This is a genomic window from Streptomyces sp. 8N616, assembly GCF_052246385.1.
GTDB lineage: Bacteria > Actinomycetota > Actinomycetes > Streptomycetales > Streptomycetaceae > Streptomyces.
Genome location: NZ_JBQQBY010000027.1, coordinates 18,944 through 34,525 on the forward strand (window position 1 = coordinate 18,944; position 15,582 = coordinate 34,525).

Consider the following 15,582-nt stretch of genomic DNA (forward strand, 5'->3'; position numbering starts at 1 on the left):
ATCACTGCGCCCTGGGGAAGGGCGGGGTGGGGAACGGTCAGGCCGATGCCGCCGTCAGCACGGCCACCTCCGCGTCCGTCAGCTCGAGGTCGGCGAGCGCCAGGAGGGCGGGGAGTTGGGCAGGGGTGCGGGCGCTGGCGATAGGGGTAGCCACCGTTCGCTGGGCGGCCAGCCACGCCAGGGCGACCGTGGCGATCTCCGCGCCCCGCGCCGAGGCGACCTCGTCGAGCGCGGCCAGCACGCGCCGCCCGCGCTCCGTCTCCAAGTGCTGGGCCGCCCGCCCGGCCCGCGCGCTGTCCACCGCCGCGCCCGCCCGGTACTTGCCGGTGAGGAAGCCGGAGGCGAGCGCGGAGTACGGGACGGCCGCCAGTCCGTGGCGGGCCGCGACGTCCGCGAGCGGCCCCTCGTACGTATCGCGCGAGACGAGGTTGTAGTGCGGCTGGAGGGCAGCGTACTTCGCCAGGCCCTCGCGGTCGGAGAAGGCGAGCGACGCCTCGAGCCGCTCGGGCGAGATGTTGGAGGCGCCGATCTGCCGGACCTTGCCCTCCCGCACCAGCTGGTCGAGGGCGGTGATGATCTCCTCGACCGGGACGCCGGGGTCGTCGAAGTGGGTGTAGTAGAGGTCGATGGAGTCGGTCCGCAGGCGGCGGAGGGATTCCTCCGCGGCCGCCTTGATGGTGCCGGCGGCCAGGCCCTTGAAGTCCGGGTGTCCGCCGGCCTTGGTGGCGACGACGATCTCGGAGCGGTTGCCGCGCGCCGCCAGCCAGTTGCCGATGACGGTCTCGGACTCGCCGCCGGAATTGCCCTGGATCCAGGCCGAGTAGACGTCGGCGGTGTCGAGGAAGTTGCCGCCCGCCTCCGCATACGCGTCGAGTACGGCGAAGGACTGCGCCTCGTCCGCGGTCCAGCCGAAGACGTTGCCGCCGAGGGAGAGGGGGTGGACGGTCAGATCACCGATGATCTTGTTCCTGTCAGCCATACGGCTGATCAACGCCGCCCGGCGCCGGGCTATTCCGGGCCGTGCCCGCACAGCGACGCGGACTGAGAAGCGGGGACGCGGACACGCAGGCAAGCCGACAGCCCTGGTGTCGGGGGGTTTGCACCAGGGCTGCCGACGAACAGGGTGCGATAAGTCAGAGCAACCGTACGGACGTCAGAGCGAGAGGCCCTTGCCGCGCAGCCAGGCCGCCGGGTCGATCGGGTCGCCGCCGCCCGGCCGTACCTCCAGGTGGAGGTGGGGGCCGGTGACATTGCCCGTGGCGCCGACGCGGCCGATCGTCTCGCCCGTCGTCACCTCGCCCGACGTCTGGGTCATCGAGGAGAGGTGGCAGTACCAGATCTCGGTGCCGTCCTCGAGGGTGAGGACGATCCGGTAGCCGTAGGAGCCCGCCCAGCCGGCCTCCGTGATCGTGCCGCCGTGCACCGCCTTGACGGGGGTCCCGGTCGGGGCGGCGAAGTCCTGGCCCGTGTGCGTGCTGGACCACATGGAGCCGGACTCGCCGAAGCTCGAAGTCAGCGTGTACGAGGAGGTGGGGAGGCTGTAGCTGCGGGCCAGCTTGGCGAGCCGCTCGGCCTCGGCCTTGCGCGCCGCCTCCTCGGCAGCCTTCCGCTCGGCCTCCTTCTTCGCGGCGGCGGCCTCCGCCTTCGCCTCGGCGGCCTCCTGGGCCGCCTTCTCCGCCGCGGCCTTCTGCGCGGCCTCGCGCTCCGCCGTCTCCGCCGCCGTCTGCTGCTGCTCGGCCTGGCGCATGATGCGGGCGCGCAGCGCCTCGCCCGCGTCGGCGCCCTCGGCCGCCTCCTCGTCGGTGAGACCGGCCTGGGAGAGCGGGGCCGCGGCGGTCACGGTGCCGTCGCCGACGCTGTCCGCGTCGTCGGATATCAGCGAGCCGATGCCGGGGAGCGCCTTGGCGTCGGGGAGCTTGTCCGAGACATACGAGAGGTCCGGCATGGAGATGGAGACCGGCGGCTTGTCCTGCGCACTCGCCATGCCGCCCGCACCGACGGCGGCGAACACGCCGACCCCGAGGACCGCGCCGCTGCGGGCCATGCCACCACCGCGCTGCTTGACGACGCGGTGCCTGCCGCGCACCGGGGCCAGGGAATCCGTGGTCGGGTTCCAGTCGCCGGAACCGGCGGCCGGGTAGTCCTCACCGAACTCACCGAATCCGCCCGGCCCGAAGTCGAAGCTCTGGGTGCCGGAGGGTTCGGGCGAGATCTCGGGGACAGGCCTGTTGGACGCCACTCGGGCGCACTCCTTTCCTTCCTTCTCGCCTACCGGGTTAGCTGACGGGTTCGGAGCAGGAAGGTCTCCTACGGGCCCCTCCGGAGAGGCGCCCGATTCACCCCAAGGTGGTGGTTCCCCGGTTCCCTTGGTGCAGGTCGTGCAGGTGGTGCTGGTGGTGCGGGATTCGGCGTAGGCGCACGGTGCCACCTCTTGTGGCGGCTGGGACGACCGCGCTGCGTTATCGAACGTTAATAGACGGCGGGACGTGATTCCAAGCCGTTCGGTGTGATCGTTAACGAAATCCCGAGGGACCAATCAGGACAGGAAGCCGCCAATTCGGGCGAGTTGCCCCCACGCCTGAAAACACCGCTCCCCTGATCGTGCGTCAGTTGTTATACGCAGGGATGCGCGCGGTTACGGAACGTAGGAGGCGGGGCGGGTGACCGCCGGCATCGCCATGCCGTCCGGCACTCCGCCCGCCGCATGCCGCCGTACGTCCGCCACGAGCGCGTCCGGCAGCGCGTCTGGCCCGGGTAACCGCCGGCCGCGCAGCCGCTCCCCCGGGTCGCAGAAGGCGCCCTCCGCATTCCGCGCCTCGGTCACTCCGTCCGTGAACAGCAGCAGCGCGGCGCCCCCGGGGAAGGCGAACTCGTCCACCCGGTCTCGTACGGGTGCAGGCCCTCGCGCCGCCTGCCCTGGCCCCGGGATGGTTTCCCTGCACACCGAGGAGCCCGAAATTGCGCCTTTGGAGTAGTTTCGTAGATATGAACACCGCAGCGAGGTCCTGGGCGGGCCGCACCCTGCTTCTGCCGGTGCTGGCGGTGCTCGCCGCCGCCCTCGTACTGGTGGCCGTCATGGCTCCCGGGGCGCGGGCCGCGGACGGGCTCGACAGCGCCGCGAACGCCCTGAAGAAGGGCCCTGTCTACGTCGATCCGCGCGCTTCGGGGCAGCTGCCCGCCGCCGATGCGGACGCGCTGGCGGACAAGATCGAGAAGGCGGACAAGCCGGTGTTCGTCGCCGTGCTGCCCAGCGCCTCCGAGTTCCAGCCGTCGACGCTGCTCCAGGACCTGCGGACCAAGGTCGGGATTACCGGCGTGTACGCGGTCGCGCTGGGTGACCGGTTCGACGCGGGCGCCGACTCCTCGGTGATGTCCCGCAACGCGGTCTCCAACCTCTCCGGCGCCGTGGAGCGCTCCGACCCCGGCGACGTGAGCGCCATGGTCAACGGCTTCGTCGATCAGGCCCTGCAGCAGGCCAACGGCCACGCCCCGGCCACCTGGAGCGGCGGCTCGGGCACCAGCACCGGCACCGGGGACGGCACCGGCGTCAGCGCGGCCGGCCTGCTCGTGACGCTCGGCGTGCTGATCACGGCCGTCGGCGGCGGAGCCCTGCTGGTCAGCCGCCGGGGCAAGCAGCGCAGGGCCGAGCGGGACCGTGCGCAGCTGGAGACGCTCCGCCCGGTCGTGGACGAGGACATCACCGCCTTCGGCGAGGAACTGGAGCGGATCGACTTCGACCCCTCGGCACCGAAGACGGACGACGCGATGCGCGAGGACTACGCCCGCGCCCTGGACTCGTACGACAAGGCGAAGGCATCGATGGACCGCGCGCGGCGGCCCAGTGACGTACGGGATGTGACCGAGTCGCTGGAGGACGGCCGGTTCTCGCTGGCCACGCTGGAGGCGCGGCGGGACGGCGAGCCGCTGCCCGAGCGCCGGGTGCCGTGCTTCTTCGACCCGCGGCACGGCCCGTCGGTCCAGGACGTGCAGTGGGCGCCGTCGGGCGGCGAGGAGCGCACCGTGCCGGTGTGCGCGGCGGACGCGGCGCGCCTCGAGGACGGCGAGGAGCCGATGGGGCGCGAGGTGGAGACGGCGTCCGGGCGCAGGCCGTACTGGGAGGCCGGACCGGCGTACGGGCCGTGGGCCTACGGCTATTTCGGCGGCGGCATCCTGCCGGGGCTGCTGGCGGGCACGCTGCTGGGCAGCATGCTGACCGGGCCGTACGCGTACGGGTACGACGGGTACGGCGGGGACTATAGCGGCGGCGACAGTTCCGGTTCCGACTTCAACTCGGGCGACTTCGGGGGCGGCGGCGACTTCGGCGGAGGGTTCGGCGGCGGCGACTTCGGCGGAGGGTTCTGACCCGAGCCGCCCTCGCCCGCCGGTCCCGCCTATCCACTCCCGCCCGTGCCGCCTGTCCCGCCTACAGCGCGTCGACCGCGCTCACCTTCCAGCCGTCGGACGTCCGCTGCAGGGTCATCCGCACCCGGTTGAGGTCGAGGCGCGGGCCTGAGACCTGGGTGCTGTTGGTGACCTGGTTCATGAACAGCAGGACGACGACCTTGTCCGGCGAAGCGGACACCACCGAAGCCGCCTCGTCGCCGGACGCGGGCTTCGCCACCGTGGCCTTGACGACCCCGTGGTAACGCTTCGCGGTGGGCGCGACGACGGTCGAGGTGGTCTTCCGGTACTTGTCCTGGAAGGCGCCCGTGATGTGGCTGCGCGCCGCAGCGAAGTCGCGGTCGAGGTGCCGGTAGTCGTACGACAGGATCGCCGGAGCCGCCTTGCGCGCGGCCGCGAGCGCCTCCGTACGGGCCTCGTTCGCGCGCTCGGCGTCCCGGTAGTCCCACCCGAGCACGGCGGTCGCAGCGAGACCCGCCACGACGAGGACCGCGAGTACGGCGCTGATCAGGCCGGAGCGAAGCCACGTCGGCCTCGGCTTCGCCTTCTGATCCGACTCGGGCTTCAGCTTCGGCTTCGGCTTCGGCTCAGCGGCCGCCTTCGCGGGCGTCTCCGCCTCCGCCTCCGGCGCGTCGATCAGCCCCGTACGTCCCGACGACGGCACGGCCTCCTCCTCCGCGGCCGGACCGTGCGCCTTCTCGGCTCGCTTGGCCGCGGCACGGGCAGCCGCGGCGAAGGAGGAACGGGACCGGGTCGTGCCGCTCCCGGCACTCCCTCGAACGGACAGCTTCGCCACGGTCTTTCTCCTTACTGGCTTTACTGGCTGTCAGCCGACGAATTCGACATTGGACGTCAGCCATCGCCCGCCCTCGCGCACGAGGTCGAGCTGCAGCCTGTAGTTGCGGGCCTGCCCCTTCGGAGCGGCGACGTTGGTGACCTTGCTGTCGCCCACGACCAGGACCCGGGCGGTCTTGTCGCCGGCCCGGATGATCCCCGCCTCGAGCACCTGCCCCTGCGAGACCGACTTGTTGGCGGCCACCAGCTTGGTCAGTTGCTTGTTCTGCTCGGCGAACTGCTGCTTGAAGTCACCGGTGGCGCCGTCCAGGACGTTCTTGCTGTCCCGGTCGTAGTGCCGGTAGTCGAGCGAGGTGAAGTTGAGCACCGACTGGCGGGCGGCGGCCAGGACCTGCTGGTCGCGCCGGTCCGCCTGGTGGTGCTCGTACTTCTGCACGCCGAGGTAGCCGGAGAGGGCCAGCAGCAGGACGGCGGCGACGGCAAGCCCCACCGGGAACGCCCTGCTGCGGCGCGCAGAGCGCACCCCCCTGGCCAGCAGGCGGAGCGGCGGCCCGCCGGCGCGGGCGGCCAGGTTCCGGACATTCATGACATTCATGCCATCGGTCCAACGAGCAGCCATTGCCATGAGTCCTTTCCGAACACGTTCTGTTCTCCCCCGGTCGAGCCGATCTGGACGGCCCCTCCGCCCGGTCCCGTGACGAGGCCGGATGCGGGGTCGTAAGGCGCCACGTACGACGCCAGATCGGCCTGGCTCCCGGAGGCGGAGCCACCCGCTTGCGGGACGTTCTGCGCACCGCGCACCGAGGTCTTGCTGCCGCGCGGCTCCGTGCAGCGGACCGAGGTGTTCGCCTGCCGCTCGCTGGTGTCCTTGGGGGAGCGATGCTTGGTGCTGCCGTATCCCTGCCGGCACGCCGGCGGCTCGTCGGAGTTGAGGACCATACCAAAGTGGCTGGTGCCGTCGCCCGGGAGCACCGTGAAGCTGCCGGCGACGACGGCCGGGAAGGTCACCAGGGTCTGCTCCATGCCCGGCAGCCGTGCCGCGCTGACCTGGCCTCCGCTGATCAGGTTCCCCAGCAGCACCGGAAGCGCCCTCTGGTTGGCCTTCAGGAGCGAGTCCATCTCGTGCGCGGCCGACGTCTGGCCGTCCATCAGCCTGCGGAAGTCGCCGTCGCTGTTCTTGATCTGCTCGGTGAGGTCCGCCAGATCGCGGGAGAAGGACTTGATGGACGAGCCCTTGTCGATCTGGGTCTGCAGCACACCCTGGGAGTCCTCGATCAACTTGATCGTCTGAGGGAGCGAGTCGCTCGCCTCCTTCACGAGCGCGTTGCCCGAGTCGACCATCCGGGACATGTGCGGCCCCGTGCCCGCGAACGCCTTGCCCAGCTCGTCGACCGTGATCTTGAGGTCCTTCTTGTCGACGGACTGGACGAACCGGTCGAGACCCTTGATCAGCTTCGTCGTCTGCAGCGGGGTACGGGTGTCCTTCTGGGCGATCACGGAGCCTTCGCCCAGATACGGGCCGCTCCTGGCGCGCGGCTGCAGATCGACGTACTGCTCGCCCACGGCCGAGCGGTTGGCCACCACGGCGAGGGTGTCGGAGGGGATGCGCGGGCCGTCCTTGATGCGCAGCTCCACCGAGACACCGCCGGAGTCGCCGAGGCGCAGCTCGCCCACGCGGCCCACCGGGATCCCCCGGTAGGTAACCTCGGCGTCCGAGTAGATGCCTCCGGATTCGGCGAAGTTCGCCCGCACCGTGTAGTCGCGGTCCAGGATCCGGTCGCCGAGGCCGGCGTACTCCGCGCCGACGTAGGACACGCCCACGGCGGTGATGGAGGTGAAGGCGAGGAGCTGCGCCTTGACCATACGGGTGATCACGACAGCATCCCCTTCGTCATGAGCCTCGCGAGAGCCAGGTCGAAACCGCTGGGATAGACCGGTTCGCCGATGCCGGAGGTGCGGTACGAGGCCTGGGTTCCGGTGCACACCGGCAGGCACATCGCGTCGCCGCCGCCCGTGTCCTGGCCCCCGTCCGACTTCGGGAGCGAGGTGGGCTCGAGGAGACCGGGGAACTCCGGCACGTCCGGTGCCTCCGGCGCGTCCGGTGCCTCCGGTGCCTCCGGCACGCTGGGCTTCCCGCCGTCGTCCTTCTTGCCCTCGCCCTTCTTCGGGTCCTCGGTGACGTTGCCGTAGATGCTCTTGAGGTCGAGGTCCGCGGTGATGTGCAGGTTGGTGTAGTCGCCCTTGATGGCGTCCGGGGCGTTGCGCGGGAACGGATAGGTGGTCAGCAGCTCCAGCGCGTTCGGCAGGTCGTTGCCCGCCTGGTTGAGCTTGGTGAGGATCGGCTGCAGGTTCCGGAGGTTGGCGATCGCATCGTCCTTGGACGCGTTGATCACCTTCGTCGAGACCTTGCCGAGACTGGAGAGGGACCGCAGCATCCGCGTGAGGTTGCGGCGCTGGTCGGCCAGCACCTTCAGCGCGGGCGGCATGGTGTCGATGGCCTCACCGATCGCGGTCTTCTCCTTCCGGAGCCGCTTGGAGAGCCGGTCGATGCCCTTCATCGCGCGGACGATCTCGGAGCGCTGCCGGTCGAGGCCGCCAAGGAAGGTGTCCAGCTCCGTGAGCAGGTTCTTGATCCGGTCCTCGCGACCCTCCATCGTGTTGTTCAGCTCTTTGGTGATCGTGTGGAGGTGGGCCACCCCGCCGCCGTTGAGCAGCGCGGAGAGGGCGGAGAGCACCTCCTCGATCTCCGGGGTCCTGCTGCTGCGGGACATCAGGATCCGCGAGCCGTCCTCGAGCTTCCCGACCGGCTGGACGCCCGCCGGCTTGGCCAGCGACACGTACTTCTCGCCGAGCATGCTGGTCATGCGCATTTCGGCGACCGCGTTCTCGGGCAGCTTCACATGCTCCGCGATGCGCAGGCGGACGCTGGCGTGCCAGCCCTTGAGCTCCACCTTCTCGACGGCGCCCACGGTGACGTTGTTGACCTTCACGGCCGACTGCGGCACCAGGTCGAGGACGTCCCGGAACTCGACGGTGACGTGGTACGCGTCGTCGTTCGCGGCGGCGCCGCCCGGAAGCTGGACGTCGTACAGGCCGTTGAACTCGCAGCCGGACAGCAGCACCGACCCGGCGGCCACCCACAGGGCGGCCGTGCGCCGGACGTTCGCCGCGAAGCCGGTCCTGTGCCGCCGCTCGGGGCGGGCGGCCTCGTTCCGGGCGGTCATGCGCTGGCCCCCAGAATCCCGCCGAGCGTCTTGTCCGTTGTGGCGGTCCCTGCGGAGGCCTGCTGGGGGGCTCCGGTGACGGGGTCGCCCTTCGGCATGTCGGGGAGGGACTTGAAGAGCTCTTGCAGCTCCCCGCAGTCGGACCTCTCTCCCGTCGTCTTGAAGATCGAGCACAGCACGCTGGCCGGGTCATGCGACTGCTCGCCGTTGCTGCGGGTGTCCAGCGTGCCGGACTCCGGGTTGTACGCGTTGTTGAGGTTGCCGAGACCGGCGGGTGCGACGTCCATCAGCTCCTCCAGCGCGGCGCGCTGCTTGACCAGTACGCGCGTCACCTCGCTGAGACCCTTCACATTGGAGGTCAGCGACTTCTTGTTGCCCTTGACGAAACCGGCCACGTCCTTGAGGGCGATCGACAGTTGCTTGAGCGCCTCCCCGAGCTCCTTGCGCTCACCGGAGAGCTGCTCCGCCACGCCGGCCAGGCTGTCGTTGAAGGTCCGGACGCTCTTGTCGTCCGCCGCCATCGCGGACGTGAACACCTGGAGGTTCCGGACCGTCCCGAACATGTTCTTGCGGCTGTCCGAAAGGGTGGAGACGGCCAGCGAGAGGTCCTTCACCATCTGGTGCATCTTCCCGCCCTGCCCCTTGAGGTTGTCCGCGCTGACCCCGAGCAGCCGGTTCAGCGAGCCGTCCTTGTTGGCGCCACGCGGGCCGAGCGCCTCGGCCGTGGTGTGCAGGCTGTCGTTGATCCGGTCCAGCTCGACCGGGACGGCCGTGCGGTTCTCGGGGATGACGTCGCCGCTCTTCATCTCCGGACCGCTGCGGTAGACCGGCAGCAGCTGGACGTAACGGTCGCTGACCACCGAGGAGTTGATGATGGCGGCCTTGGCGTCCGTGGGCACCTTCTTGTCCGCCTCGTACTCCAGCTCCACCCGCACCCGGGAACCCTGCGGCGTGATCTTCTTGACCTCGCCGATACGGATGCCGAGGACGCGGACGTCGGAACCGGGGTAGATGCCGACGGTGCGCGGGAAGTACGCGGTGACCTTGACGTTGTCCTGCTGCGGCCAGAGCGCCACGGCCAGTCCCGTGACAAGCGCCAGCGCGACGGCGAGAGCGATACGGCGCTGCAGCTTGCGCCGCGTCCTGTTCCTCCTGGAGGCGGCCCTCATCGTGAACCTCCCGGGGATGTCTGCGCGGAGCCCCCGCCGCGGGGCGAGGCGGGATTGACCGCGACCATGTTCTGGACGTAGGTGTCGAACCAGCGGCCGTTGCCGAGGGTGTTGGTGAAGACCCGGGCGAACGGCGCCATCAGCTTGATGCTGCGGTTCAGGCTCTTCTCGTTGCGCTGCAGCATCTGGACGACCGTGTTCAGCCGGCTCAGCGCCGGGCCGATCTGCTTCCGGTTGTCCTCGACGAGACCCGAGAGCTGCACCCCGAGCGTGGTGGCGTTGACCAGCAGGGTGTGGATGACCTGGCGCCGCTTGCGGATCTCCTCGAACAGCGCGTTGCTGTCCTTCATCATGGAGACCAGCTCGTCCGAGCGGTTGGACAGCACCCCGGTGACGCCGTTGGCGCGCTTGAGCAGATCGCCCAGCGCCTTGTCGCGCGAGGCCACGGTCCTGGACAGCCGGGACAGACCGTTGAGCGATGCCTTGACCTCGGGGGGCGAGTCCTTGAACGTCGCCGAGATCGTGTCCATCGCCTTCGCCACCTGCTTGTGGTCGATCTTCTCGCTGGTCGTGGTGAGGTCGCTGAACGCCTGCACCACGTCGTAGGCGGGGACCGTCCGCTGGATCGGGATCTCGCTGCCGGGCTCCAACTGCCCGGTCCCCTTGGGCTCCAGGGACAGGTACTTGGCGCCGAGAATGGTCTTGACCCGGATGGCGGCGCCACTCCTGGTCCCGAACTGCGGCTCGCCCTTGACCCGGAAGGTGACCTTGACGTGGTCACCGTCCAGCTCGACGTCGTCGACCTTGCCGACCTTGACCCCGGCGATACGGACCTCGTCACCTGACTTGAGGCCGCCCGCCTCGGAGAAGGCGGCGCTGTACTTCTCGCCGCTGCCGATCAGCGGAAGGCTCTCCACATTGAACGCCGCGGCGATGAGCAGCGCGATGGTGGTGAGGCCGGCCGCCCCGATCGTTACGGGGTTGCGTTCGCGGAAGGGGATCACCGACCACACCTCGCCTGGTCGACGTGGAGCCGGGGCGTAATGGCCTCCGCGGTCTTCGGCAGCACGACACGGCCGTCGAAGTCGCACAGATAGAAGTTGAACCAGGAGCCGTACGAGCCGGTGGCGGTGAGCTTGTTGAGCTTGCGCGGGAGCCGCTTCAGGACGCCCTCCACGGTCTTCTCGTTCTTGTTGAGCGTTCCGGTGAGCCGGGACAGCTGGGCGATATCGGACTTCAGCGCCGGGCGTCCGTCTTCGAGCAGGCCCGAGGTGGCGCCGGCCAGGTCGCTGATGCCCACCAGCGAGTCACCGATCGCCTTACGGTCGGCGGACAGCCCGGACATCACCCGCTGCAGCTGCTTGAGGAGGCCGGAGAAGCGCGTGCTGCGCTTGTCCACCGTCCCGAGCACGTCGTTGAGGTTGTCGATCACTGAGCCGATCAGCTCGTCGCGGTCGGCGAGCGTCGTGGTGAGCGACGCGGTGTGCGCGAGCAGGCTGTTGATCGTGCCGCCCTCGCCCTGGAGGGTCTTGATGATCTCCGTGGCCAGTTGGTTGGTGTCCTTCGGACTCAGCGCGGCGAACAGCGGCTTGAAGCCGTTGAGCAGCGCGTTGAGGTCGAGGGCGGGCTGGGTCCTGGAGAGCGGGATGGTGGCTCCGGGCCGGAGCCGATCGCTGCTCTTCCCCGCGCCCTCGGTCAGCGCGATGTAGCGCTGTCCGACCAGGTTGCGGTAGCGGATGACCGCGCCGGAGGAGGCAAGCAGCGGCCGGTCGCTGGAGGCGGTGAACTCGACCTCGGCCAGCGTCCGGTCCTTGATCCGGATGTCCTGCACCTCGCCGACCCTGACCCCGGCCACCCGGATGTCGTCGCCCTTCTCCAGGCCAGTGACGTCGCTGAACACCGCCTGGTATGTGTCCTCATCGGTGAACCGTATGTTGACGATGGTGGCCGCGAGCAGGGCCGTGGCCAGCACAGTCACCACGGCGAAAAGCGCGAACTTGATCAGCGGTGCGGCCGTCTCTCGTGCCTTCATGCGACGCTCACCGCCGTTCCGCGGGCCATCGGGCCGAAGAGCAGGGTCGCCACGCCGGGCACCTCGTCGGCGGGCACGCCCATGACCGGGGCCACCAGCGAACCGACGACCTGCTGCTCCGCCGCCGTACCGGTCACGCCGCTGAGCAGGCCGGGCGTGGAGTGGGAAGAGGAGCCGGAGCCCTTGGTGCCATCGTTCAGCTTGGCCCCGGGGAACGGCTTCTGCGGACTGGGCAGGCCCCGGCAGCTCGGTCCTGAGCGCTCGGCGTAGCGCGGCTCCTCGCCGGGGCTGTAGGGAGAGCGGGGCAGAGCGACCTCCAGGGTGATGTGCATCTTTCCGCCCTTGAAAATCTGCTCGGCCAGCGGCTCCGACTTCACCAGGCCGCGCAGCAGGCAGGGGTATTCGGGCGAGTAGCGGGCGAGCAGCGCCAGGGTGGGCCGGGAGACCCGGGCCAGGCCGATGAGCCGCTCGGAGTTGTCGTCGATCACGTTCTCCGCGGTGCCCGCGAAGGTGGTGGTCCCGGTCAGGGCCGAGGCGAACGCCTGCTTCTTCTCCACCAGCGTCTTGCTGCTGGCGATCGAGTTGCGCAGGATCCTCGCAAGGTCGGGGGCGGCGTCCGCGTAGATCTCGGCCACGTCCGCGAACTTCGAGATGTTCGCCTGCATGGCAGGCATGTGCGGGTTGAGTTCGTGGAAGTAGCGCTCCACCCGGACGAGGTTGGTGCCGATCTCGTCGCCACGCCCCTCGAGCGCGTCGGCGAACGCGGACAGCGTGGCGTTCAGCTTGCCCGGCTGGACCGCGCGCAGCAGCGGCAGCAGGTCGTCCATCAGCTTCTGGAGTTCCATGCCCGCCTTGGTGCGGTCCTGGGTGATGACGTCTCCGGCCTGGATGGGCCGCTGCGGGGAGTGGTCGGGGACGACCAGGTCGACGTACTTCTCGCCGAACAGCGTTTTGGGCAGCAGCCGGGCCTGGACGTCGGCCGGGATGCGGGACGTGTGCTCGGGCTTGAGGTCGATGTCGAGCGTCGCCTTCTCGCCGTCAGCCCGTACCTCCCGGACCTCCCCGACGATCAGGCCGCGCAGCTTCACGTCTGCGGGCGGCTCCAGCTGGTTGCCGGTCGTGGTCGCCTGGAGGGTGATCGGGACCGACGGGGTGAACGCCTTCTGGTAGATGGCGACCGTCAGCGCAAGCAGCAACCCGAGGACGACGATGAAGACAATGCCGTAGAGCCGCAGCTTGCCGCCGGGCGTACGGGCCTTCGCCGGGGATGGAGCCGGCGCCGGCGTCTGCATCCGTGTCGGTGTCAATATCGGCATCTGTCTGCTACCCCGCGATCCGCACAGTCGTGGTGGCTCCCCAGATCGCCAGGCTGAGGAAGAAGTCCATGATGTTGATGGCGACGATGGACGTGCGCACCGCCCGGCCCACCGCGACGCCGACGCCCGCCGGGCCGCCCTTCGCGTAGTAGCCGTAGTAGCAGTGGACGAGAATGATCACGACGGCGAAGACGATCACCTTGCCGAAGGACCACAACACGTCGACGGGCGGCAGATACTGCTGGAAGTAGTGGTCGTACGTGCCCGACGACTGCCCGTAGTAGCCGGTGGTGATCGTGCGGGCGGCGAAGTAGGAAGAGAGCAGCCCGATCACGTAGAGCGGGATCACCGCGACGAAACCGGCGATCATCCTCGTGGTGACCAGAAAGGGCAGCGAGGGGACGCCCATCACCTCCAGCGCGTCGACCTCTTCGCTGATCCGCATCGCGCCGAGCTGGGCGGTGAAGCCGGCGCCGACGGTCGCGGAGAGGGCGAGCCCGGATACCAGGGGCGCGATCTCACGGGTGTTGAAGTAGGCGGAGATGAACGCCACGAAGTTCGACGTGCCGAGCTGGTTGAGCGCGGCGTACCCCTGGAGGCCGACCTCGGTTCCGGTGAAGAAGGTGAGGAACGCGATGACCCCGACGGTGCCGCCGATGACCGCCAGCGCTCCGCGGCCGAAGCTCACCTCGGCCAGCAGGCGCAGGACTTCCTTCTTGTAGCGGCGCATCGTGCGGCCGGTCCAGGCGAGCGAGCGGCCGTAGAAGGACAGCTGGCCGCCGAGCTCCTCGAGGGAGCGGAGGGGGCCTGAGATGAATCGTTCCGACAGCGCCATCGACTAACCCCTCTGCGGAACGAGTTGGAAGTAGATCGCCGTCATCACGAAGTTGGCGACGAACAGCAGCATGAAGGTGATGACGACCGACTGGTTCACCGCGTCTCCGACACCTTTGGGGCCTCCCTTGGCCGTCAGGCCCTTGTACGAGGCGACGATTGCGGCGATGGCCCCGAAGAGCAGTGCTTTCAGCTCGGCCCAATAGAGATCGGGTAGCTGGGCGAGGGTGGTGAAGGAGGCCAGATAGGCGCCGGGCGTCCCGTTCTGCAGGACCACGTTGAAGAAGTAGCCGCCGGCCACACCGACCACCGAGACCAGTCCGTTGAGCAGGACGGCAACGGACATCGAGGCCAGCACCCGCGGAACGACCAGCCGGTGGATCGGGTCGATCCCGAGCACCTCCATGGCGTCGATCTCCTCGCGGATCTTGCGCGCCCCGAGGTCGGCGCAGATCGCGGAACCACCCGCACCGGCGATGAGCAGCGCGGTCACGATCGGGGACGCCTCGCGCAGCACTGCGAGGACCGAGGCGGCGCCGGAGAAGGACTGCGCTCCGAGTTGCCGGGTCAGACTGCCGATCTGGAGCGCGATCACGGCTCCGAACGGGATGGAGACCAGCGCGGTGGGCAGAATCGTGACGCTCGCGATGAACCAGGACTGCTGGATGAACTCGCGTATCTGGAGCGGCCGTCGCGGAAGCGTCCGCAGGACGTCCATGAACAGCGCGAACAGGCTGCCGGAATGTTTCAGCGCATTGGTGGGCGAAAGGCTCATATGCCGGTCACCCCCCGGCTGTCCGCGCCGACCGCACCCTCGGAGGCAACCCGCAGCTCCCGCAGCCGCTGCATCTTCTCCTCGTACTCGGCGATCTCCTGCCAGCGCGGCGGGCGGACGATGCCCTCGCTGGGCAGCAGGCGGGGGGTCACACCCGCGCCGGATGCGCCCTTGCCGCCCTTCGGGCCGATGTGATTGCCGGCGTCGAGTTCGGCGAGCTCCTGCTCGACCTGGGCGGCGTCCTTCTCCTCGGCCATCCCGATGGGGCCCTGCATGCGCCCGTTGAGGAACTGGCCGACCACCGGCTCGCCGCTGGACAGCAGCTCTTCCCTGGGCCCGAACATCACCAGCTCGCGGCGGAACAGCAGCCCGATGTTGTCCGGCACCAGGCGGGCCGAGGCGATGTCGTGCGTGACGATCAGAAACGTCGCGTCGATCTGCGCGTTGAGATCGACGATCAGCTGGTTGAGATAGGCCACGCGCACCGGGTCGAGGCCGGAGTCGGGCTCATCGAACAGGATGATCTCGGGATCGAGCACCAGGGCACGCGCAAGACCGGCCCGCTTGCGCATACCCCCGGATATCTCACCGGGCAGCTTTCCCTCGGCCCCGATCAGGCCGACCATGTCCATCTTCTCGAGCACGATCTGCCGGATCTCCCGCTCGGACTTGCGGGTGTGCTCACGCAGCGGGAAGGCGATGTTGTCGTAGAGGTCCATCGACCCGAACAGCGCGCCGTCCTGGAAGAGGACGCCGAAGAGCTTCCGCACCTCGTAGAGGTCGTGCTCGCGAAGCGCGGTGACGTCCCTCCCGTCGATCCATATGGAGCCTCGGTCCGGCTTGAGCAGGCCGACCAGCGTTTTGAGGAAGACCGATTTACCCGTGCCCGATGGGCCGAGCATGACCGATATCTCTCCTGCGGGCAGAGTCAGCGAGACGTCCTGCCAGATGACCTGGTGACCGAAGGATTTGGTCAACCCTTCCACGCAGATCTCGACACCCATTCGCTCCGCCCTTCGACCCTGAAGCAGCTACT

Annotated in this window: 15 protein-coding genes and 1 riboswitch; of the genes, 1 reads left to right on the forward strand and 14 read right to left on the reverse strand. The window is 69.2% G+C overall.

Annotation, left to right across the window (positions count from 1 at the left end; translation table 11 throughout):
• Window positions 1-37: 37 nt before the first annotated feature.
• From ACTWQC_RS23725 to ACTWQC_RS23735, 3 genes are all read right to left on the reverse strand, one after another.
• Window positions 38-979, reverse strand: a complete 942-nt coding sequence (locus tag ACTWQC_RS23725) for an aldo/keto reductase (RefSeq protein ID WP_443317812.1) — start codon at window positions 977-979, stop codon at window positions 38-40.
• A gap of 174 nt (window positions 980-1,153) precedes the next feature.
• Window positions 1,154-2,239 carry a M23 family metallopeptidase gene (locus ACTWQC_RS23730; protein ID WP_443317813.1) on the reverse strand — a complete coding sequence of 362 codons (1,086 nt, stop codon included), beginning with the start codon at window positions 2,237-2,239 and terminating at the stop codon, window positions 1,154-1,156.
• Window positions 2,240-2,251: 12 nt separating this feature from the next.
• Window positions 2,252-2,421: riboswitch (cyclic di-AMP (ydaO/yuaA leader) on the reverse strand.
• Window positions 2,422-2,635: 214 nt separating this feature from the next.
• Window positions 2,636-2,878, reverse strand: a complete 243-nt coding sequence (locus ACTWQC_RS23735; protein ID WP_443317814.1) for a SpoIIE family protein phosphatase — start codon at window positions 2,876-2,878, stop codon at window positions 2,636-2,638.
• A gap of 107 nt (window positions 2,879-2,985) precedes the next feature.
• On the opposite strand from ACTWQC_RS23735, the gene ACTWQC_RS23740 reads away from it, so the two are divergent.
• Window positions 2,986-4,362, forward strand: coding sequence for a hypothetical protein (locus ACTWQC_RS23740; protein WP_443317815.1), 1,377 nt, complete (start codon window positions 2,986-2,988; stop codon window positions 4,360-4,362).
• A gap of 61 nt (window positions 4,363-4,423) precedes the next feature.
• Here the strand turns inward: ACTWQC_RS23740 and ACTWQC_RS23745 are convergent, their stop codons facing one another.
• The 11 genes from ACTWQC_RS23745 to ACTWQC_RS23795 are packed head-to-tail and all read right to left on the reverse strand — an operon-like array spanning window position 4,424 to window position 15,550.
• Window positions 4,424-5,197 (reverse strand): hypothetical protein, encoded by a 774-nt coding sequence (locus tag ACTWQC_RS23745; RefSeq protein ID WP_443317816.1) that lies wholly within the window; start codon window positions 5,195-5,197, stop codon window positions 4,424-4,426.
• Between the two features lie 30 nt (window positions 5,198-5,227).
• On the reverse strand, window positions 5,228-5,782 hold the full coding sequence (locus tag ACTWQC_RS23750) for a hypothetical protein (RefSeq protein WP_443317817.1): 555 nt from the start codon (window positions 5,780-5,782) through the stop codon (window positions 5,228-5,230).
• Window positions 5,783-5,787: 5 nt separating this feature from the next.
• Window positions 5,788-7,071, reverse strand: coding sequence for an MCE family protein (locus ACTWQC_RS23755; protein ID WP_443317818.1), 1,284 nt, complete (start codon window positions 7,069-7,071; stop codon window positions 5,788-5,790).
• Complete coding sequence (locus tag ACTWQC_RS23760; RefSeq protein WP_443317819.1) at window positions 7,068-8,420, reverse strand: MCE family protein; 1,353 nt, start codon at window positions 8,418-8,420, stop codon at window positions 7,068-7,070. Before ACTWQC_RS23760 ends, ACTWQC_RS23755 begins: the two co-directional genes overlap by 4 nt.
• The gene (locus ACTWQC_RS23765) at window positions 8,417-9,589 is read right to left on the reverse strand and encodes an MCE family protein (protein ID WP_443317820.1); all 1,173 of its coding nucleotides are present in this window, start codon (window positions 9,587-9,589) and stop codon (window positions 8,417-8,419) included. Before ACTWQC_RS23765 ends, ACTWQC_RS23760 begins: the two co-directional genes overlap by 4 nt.
• Window positions 9,586-10,593, reverse strand: coding sequence for an MCE family protein (locus ACTWQC_RS23770; protein WP_443317821.1), 1,008 nt, complete (start codon window positions 10,591-10,593; stop codon window positions 9,586-9,588). Before ACTWQC_RS23770 ends, ACTWQC_RS23765 begins: the two co-directional genes overlap by 4 nt.
• Window positions 10,590-11,621: an MCE family protein gene (locus ACTWQC_RS23775; protein WP_443317822.1), complete on the reverse strand. Its 1,032-nt coding sequence runs from the start codon at window positions 11,619-11,621 to the stop codon at window positions 10,590-10,592. The genes ACTWQC_RS23770 and ACTWQC_RS23775 overlap by 4 nt, the downstream gene beginning before the upstream one ends.
• On the reverse strand, window positions 11,618-12,913 hold the full coding sequence (locus ACTWQC_RS23780; RefSeq protein WP_443317823.1) for an MCE family protein: 1,296 nt from the start codon (window positions 12,911-12,913) through the stop codon (window positions 11,618-11,620). Before ACTWQC_RS23780 ends, ACTWQC_RS23775 begins: the two co-directional genes overlap by 4 nt.
• A 31-nt stretch (window positions 12,914-12,944) precedes the next feature.
• Window positions 12,945-13,772, reverse strand: coding sequence for an MlaE family ABC transporter permease (locus tag ACTWQC_RS23785; protein WP_443317824.1), 828 nt, complete (start codon window positions 13,770-13,772; stop codon window positions 12,945-12,947).
• A gap of 3 nt (window positions 13,773-13,775) precedes the next feature.
• Window positions 13,776-14,546, reverse strand: a complete 771-nt coding sequence (locus tag ACTWQC_RS23790; protein ID WP_443317825.1) for an MlaE family ABC transporter permease — start codon at window positions 14,544-14,546, stop codon at window positions 13,776-13,778.
• Window positions 14,543-15,550 (reverse strand): ABC transporter ATP-binding protein, encoded by a 1,008-nt coding sequence (locus tag ACTWQC_RS23795; protein WP_443317826.1) that lies wholly within the window; start codon window positions 15,548-15,550, stop codon window positions 14,543-14,545. Before ACTWQC_RS23795 ends, ACTWQC_RS23790 begins: the two co-directional genes overlap by 4 nt.
• Window positions 15,551-15,582: the final 32 nt, after the last annotated feature.

What these genes read in the sequence shown, in the direction of transcription:
- ACTWQC_RS23725 (WP_443317812.1), bottom strand. Translation starts at nt 979, where the DNA reads ATGGCTGACAGGAACAAGATCATCGGTGATCTGACCGTCCACCCCCTC.
- ACTWQC_RS23740 (WP_443317815.1), top strand. Translation starts at nt 2,986, where the DNA reads ATGAACACCGCAGCGAGGTCCTGGGCGGGCCGCACCCTGCTTCTGCCG.
- ACTWQC_RS23750 (WP_443317817.1), bottom strand. Translation starts at nt 5,782, where the DNA reads ATGAATGTCCGGAACCTGGCCGCCCGCGCCGGCGGGCCGCCGCTCCGC.
- ACTWQC_RS23760 (WP_443317819.1), bottom strand. Translation starts at nt 8,420, where the DNA reads ATGACCGCCCGGAACGAGGCCGCCCGCCCCGAGCGGCGGCACAGGACC.
- ACTWQC_RS23765 (WP_443317820.1), bottom strand. Translation starts at nt 9,589, where the DNA reads ATGAGGGCCGCCTCCAGGAGGAACAGGACGCGGCGCAAGCTGCAGCGC.
- ACTWQC_RS23775 (WP_443317822.1), bottom strand. Translation starts at nt 11,621, where the DNA reads ATGAAGGCACGAGAGACGGCCGCACCGCTGATCAAGTTCGCGCTTTTC.
- ACTWQC_RS23780 (WP_443317823.1), bottom strand. Translation starts at nt 12,913, where the DNA reads ATGCAGACGCCGGCGCCGGCTCCATCCCCGGCGAAGGCCCGTACGCCC.
- ACTWQC_RS23785 (WP_443317824.1), bottom strand. Translation starts at nt 13,772, where the DNA reads ATGGCGCTGTCGGAACGATTCATCTCAGGCCCCCTCCGCTCCCTCGAG.
- ACTWQC_RS23790 (WP_443317825.1), bottom strand. Translation starts at nt 14,546, where the DNA reads ATGAGCCTTTCGCCCACCAATGCGCTGAAACATTCCGGCAGCCTGTTC.
- ACTWQC_RS23795 (WP_443317826.1), bottom strand. Translation starts at nt 15,550, where the DNA reads ATGGGTGTCGAGATCTGCGTGGAAGGGTTGACCAAATCCTTCGGTCAC.